This window comes from Kitasatospora sp. NPDC058478 (genome assembly GCF_042720345.1).
Classification (GTDB): domain Bacteria; phylum Actinomycetota; class Actinomycetes; order Streptomycetales; family Streptomycetaceae; genus Kitasatospora.
This window is the reverse complement of record NZ_JBHXML010000145.1, coordinates 1-4607: the sequence shown is the minus strand read 5'-3', so window position 1 is coordinate 4607 and position 4607 is coordinate 1. Positions and strand designations below refer to the sequence as shown.

At 72.3% G+C, this 4607-nt stretch carries 3 protein-coding genes; all 3 read left to right on the top strand.

What is annotated here, in order from left to right:
* Positions 1-310 precede the first annotated feature (310 nt).
* The 3 genes from pstC to ACFWPT_RS40635 are packed head-to-tail and all read left to right on the top strand — an operon-like array spanning position 311 to position 4546.
* Positions 311-1342: a phosphate ABC transporter permease subunit PstC gene (gene pstC / locus ACFWPT_RS40645; RefSeq protein ID WP_063348389.1), complete on the top strand. Its 1032-nt coding sequence runs from the start codon at positions 311-313 to the stop codon at positions 1340-1342.
* Positions 1343-1385: 43 nt separating this feature from the next.
* Positions 1386-2612: a phosphate ABC transporter permease PstA gene (gene pstA, locus ACFWPT_RS40640; RefSeq protein WP_380488069.1), complete on the top strand. Its 1227-nt coding sequence runs from the start codon at positions 1386-1388 to the stop codon at positions 2610-2612.
* A 38-nt stretch (positions 2613-2650) separates the two neighbouring features.
* Positions 2651-4546 carry a substrate-binding domain-containing protein gene (locus tag ACFWPT_RS40635; RefSeq protein WP_380488066.1) on the top strand — a complete coding sequence of 632 codons (1896 nt, stop codon included), beginning with the start codon at positions 2651-2653 and terminating at the stop codon, positions 4544-4546.
* The last annotated feature ends 61 nt before the right edge of the window (positions 4547-4607 follow it).

Below are 4607 nucleotides of genomic sequence, written 5' to 3'. Positions count from 1 at the left end.
GGCCGCCGTTCCGGCCCCGCCGACTCGTCCGCCCGGTCCCGTTGCCGTCTGCCCCGGGCCCGCTGACCAGGCCCGCAGCCCGACCCGCGCCGCCCGCGCGTCGACGACCGACCGACCGACGACCGGAACGCCGACGACCGACCGACCGACGACCGACCGGCGACCGGACCGACCGGCGACCGACCGGAACACCGGCGACCGACCGACGACCACGAACCAGCCGACCGAGCCGCCTTCGACGCTTTCGTCGGGCCGCCGTCCAGGCCGGGGCACCGCCCCGGCACCCGTACCCGAGCACGGAGAGCAGACCATGACAGCCGCCGCCGAGCCCGCGGCACCGTACGCCGGGGCGCCAGGCCACCCCGACGGCCAGCCCGACCCCGACGTCCCGCGCGTCATCACCGCCCCCGCCACCCCCGGCGACCGGGTGTTCCGCGGCGTGCTGCGGCTCGCCGGGATCTCGGTCTTCGCCATCATGGGGCTGATCGCGTTCTTCCTGCTGCTGCGCGGCACGGACGCGCTGCGCGCGGTGGGCTGGTCGTTCCTGACCGAGCAGAAGTGGCAGACCGCCGCGCACAACTTCGGCATCGCCGCCGTCCTGCCGAACGGCCTGCTGATCGCCGTGATCGCCCTGGCCATCGCCGTCCCGGTGGCGCTGACCACAGCGGTCTTCATCGCCGAGTACGCGCCCGTGCGGCTGCGTTCGGTGCTGGTCTCGCTGATCGACCTGATGGCGGCGATCCCCAGCATCATCTACGGCCTGTGGGGGCTGTTCTTCCTCCAGCCGCGCATCATCGGCTTCGTCCGCTGGCTGGCCAACCACCTCGGCGACGCGATCCCCTTCCTGAAGGTGCGCACCGGCGACATCGGGACGTCCTACACCTCGTCCACCTTCATCGCGGGCGTCGTGGTCTCCCTGATGATCATCCCGATCGTCACCTCGCTCAGCCGGGAGGTGTTCTCCCAGGCCCCGCAGGGCGAGCGGGAGGGCGCGTACGCGCTCGGCTCGACCCGCTGGGGGATGGTGCGCGCGGTGGTGCTGCCGTTCGGCAAGGGCGGTGTGATCGGCGCGGTGATGCTGGGCTTCGGCCGGGCGATGGGGGAGACGATCGCCGTCGCGCTGATCATCTCGCCGAACTTCAAGACCATCACACACATCCTCGAGAACGGCGCCAACTCGATCTCGGCGCTGATCGCGCTGCGCTTCGGCGAGTCGGACGCGCTGTCGCTCTCCGCGCTGATGGCGGCCGGCCTGGTGCTGTTCGCACTGACCCTGCTGGTCAACGTCGCGGCCGGTTTCGTGATCAACCGGTCGCGCTCCGGCGCCTCGACCGCGGACTGAGAAGGGCGGCCGACATGACCAACCCCGTTGAAGGGACGACCCGATGACCACGCTCGACCTGCCACCCGTGGCCGCGTCCGAGCCCGCCGAGGCGCCGCCCGCCCCCGCACCCGTACCCCCGTGCCCGGAGCGGCGGGTGAAGCTCGGCGGGGTCACCCGCGAGGACGTGCTCACCGTGGCCGGCTCGCTGGTCGGCTCGCTGGCGCTGGACTGGATGAGCTACGAGCGGATCCTGCCGTTCAGCGGCGCGTTCGGCTTCCTGGTCTGCTGGTACGTGCTGTTCCTGGCCGGCTACTTCACCCTCGGGCGGCTCCAGTGGGGCAGGCTGCTGGTGCGCGAGCGCCTGGTGTCGGTGGTCGCGTGGAGCTCCGGACTGCTGGTGCTCGCGCTGATCGTCGACCAGATCGGCTATCTGGTGGTCCGAGGCTCCGAGGCGGCCCAGCACCTGAACTTCTTCACCGAGTCGATGGAGAGGACGGCCGCGCTCTCCCCGATCACCTCCGGCGGTGCGCTCAACGCGATCGTCGGCTCGCTCGAACAGCTGGGCCTGGCCACGCTGTTCGCGGTGCCGCTGGGCATCGCCGCGGCGGTCTTCATGTCCGAGGTCGGCGGCCGGATGGCCCGTCCGGTGCGGACCCTGGTCGAGGCGATGACCGCGCTGCCGTCGATCGTCGCGGGCCTGTTCGTGCTCGGCGTGGTGATCCTCACCCTCGGGTTCGAGCAGAGCGGGTTCGCGGCCTCGCTGGCGCTGACCGTGATGATGATGCCGATCGTCACCCGGGCCGCCGAGGTGGTCATCCGGCTGGTGCCGGGCACCCTGCGCGAGGCCTCGTACGCGCTCGGCGGCAGCCAGTGGCGGACGGTGTGGAACGTGGTGCTGCCGACCGCCCGGCCCGGTCTGGTGACGGCGGTGGTGCTCGGCATGGCGCGAGGCGTCGGCGAGACCTCGCCGGTGCTCCTGACCTCGGGCTTCACCGCGCAGTTCAATGCCGACCCGTTCACCGAGCCTCAGGTGTCGCTGCCGCTCTACATCTGGAACTACGTCAAGCAGCCCTACCCCGAGATGGTCGCGCGGGCCTTCGCCGCGGGGCTGACCCTGATGGCCGTGGTGCTGGTCCTGTTCGTCACCGCCCGGGTGCTCGGCGGCCGTCGGCCCGGCCAGTTGACGCGGGGCCAGAAGCGCCGGATCAACCGGGACGCCCGTCGTCTCGAGGCGGCCGCCGCGGCCGCCGTCGCCCGCCCGTACGCCATCCAGCCGGAGAAGCGCTGATGTCCCGCCCAACCACCCTCCGTACCAGAGGAGTTCCCATGTCGTGGGAGGCCGCAAGCCGCCCCGTGGCCCGCACCCTGGCCGTGCTGCTGTCCCTGTCGCTCGCCGCGGCCTCACTGCTGCTCGGGCAGGGGGCGGCGTTCGCGGCGTCGGTCGCGCTGAGCGCCCAGGGCTCCAGCTGGTCCGGTCCGGCGATCGACCAGTGGCGCCAGGACGTCGGGCCGCAGGGCATCCAGATCAACTTCAACCCGGTCGGCTCGGCCGCCGGCCGCACGGCCTGGAGCAACGGGCAGACCGACTTCACCGCCTCGGACGTGCCGTTCCGCAGCGGGGATGACACCGGCCTCAGCGAATCGGCCCGCACCGGCGGCCAGGGCGGCCGGGAGAACCCGGTCTACGGCTTCTCGTACGTGCCGATCACCGCGGGCGGCACCACCTTCATGTACAACCTGCAGGTCGGCGGCAAGCAGGTCCGCGACCTGCGACTCTCCCCGCAGACCATCGTGGACATCTTCACCAACAAGATCACCAACTGGAACGACCCGAAGATCACCGCCGACTACGGCAAGCCGCTGCAGAGCATGCCGATCACCCCGGTGGTCCGTTCGGACGGCTCCGGCGCCACCGCGCAGTTCACCCGTTGGATGGAGCACAGCTACCAGGCCCAGTGGGACGACTACTGCAAGTCCGTCAACGGCACCACCTGCGGCGACTACACCGAGTTCTACCCGCCGTCCGGCCGGATGACCGCGCAGAACGGCTCCGACATCGTCGCGGGCTACATCAAGTCCTCGATCGGCCAGGGCACCATCGGCTACGACGAGTACGCCTTCGCCAAGCGCAGCAACTGGCCGGTCGTGAAGGTGCTCAACAAGGCCGGCTACTACTCCCTGCCGACGGCCTCCAACGTGGCGGTCGCGCTCACCGCGGCGAAGATCCGCGGCGTCGACGACAACACCCCGGCGACCGACCCGAACTACCTCCAGCAGAACCTCGACGGCGTCTACACGATGGACGACCCCCGCGCCTACCCGATCTCCAGCTACAGCTACGTGATCGTGCCGCGCGCCGGAGCGGAGCTCAAGCCGCCGCCCCGCTTCAACAACGACAAGGGCGGTGCCCTCAGCCGCTTCCTCGCCTACGTGCTGTGCGAGGGCCAGGGCGAGGCGGACGGCCTCGGCTACTCGCCGATCCCGCGCAACCTGGTCAAGGGCGGGCTGCTGCAGACCAAGAGCATCCCGGGCAACGCCAGCCCCGTCGACCCGGACACCCTCTCCAACTGCGCGAACCCGACCTTCAACTCGGCCGGTGAGTTGACCGTCCTCAAGAACGCGCCGCAGCCCAGCCCCTGCGACAAGCAGGGCGCTCCGCTGGACTGCACCGTGCAGGGCGGCCAGCCGGTCAAGACCGGTTCGGGCGCGGGTAGTTCGGGCGGCACCGGCGGCGGCGCGGCCGGCGGGACCGGCGGCACGGGCGGCACGGGCGGTACCGGCGGCACGGGCGGCACGGCCGCCGGCGGTTCGGGCCGGACCGGCAACGGCACGGCCGCAGGCACGTCCGGCGGCACCGGCGGTACCGGTGGCGGTACGGGCGGCGGCGGCGCGGGCACCGGCGGCACCGGGGACGGCGGCGCAGCTGCCGACGGCGCGGCCGGCACGGACCCGAACGCGGCCGGCGCCGCGCCGGGCGACCCGGGCACCGAGGACGTCGTCGACCCGCAGACCGGCCAGGTCGTCGCCCGCGGTCGCGGCGGCAGCACCGAGGTCGCGGCGAACGTGGTCGAGGTGGCCGGCAAGCCCGAGGACTGGACGCTGAGCACGCTCACCGCCCTCGAACTGCTCGCCGTGGTGCTCGTCCCGCCGCTGCTCGGCCGGGGGATGGTGAGGCGGCGAATGTACTCGGACGGAGCGTGTTTAGCGACGCGTTGGTGTTGAAGAGGTGCGCCTGCGCGCGGAGGGCCAGGCCCGCGGGGCCGCCCTCCGCGTCCCGCGCGGC

Coding starts and splice junctions, on each gene's coding strand:
- pstA (WP_380488069.1), top strand. CDS start 1,386: ATGACCACGCTCGACCTGCCACCCGTGGCCGCGTCCGAGCCCGCCGAG.
- pstC (WP_063348389.1), top strand. CDS start 311: ATGACAGCCGCCGCCGAGCCCGCGGCACCGTACGCCGGGGCGCCAGGC.
- ACFWPT_RS40635 (WP_380488066.1), top strand. CDS start 2,651: ATGTCGTGGGAGGCCGCAAGCCGCCCCGTGGCCCGCACCCTGGCCGTG.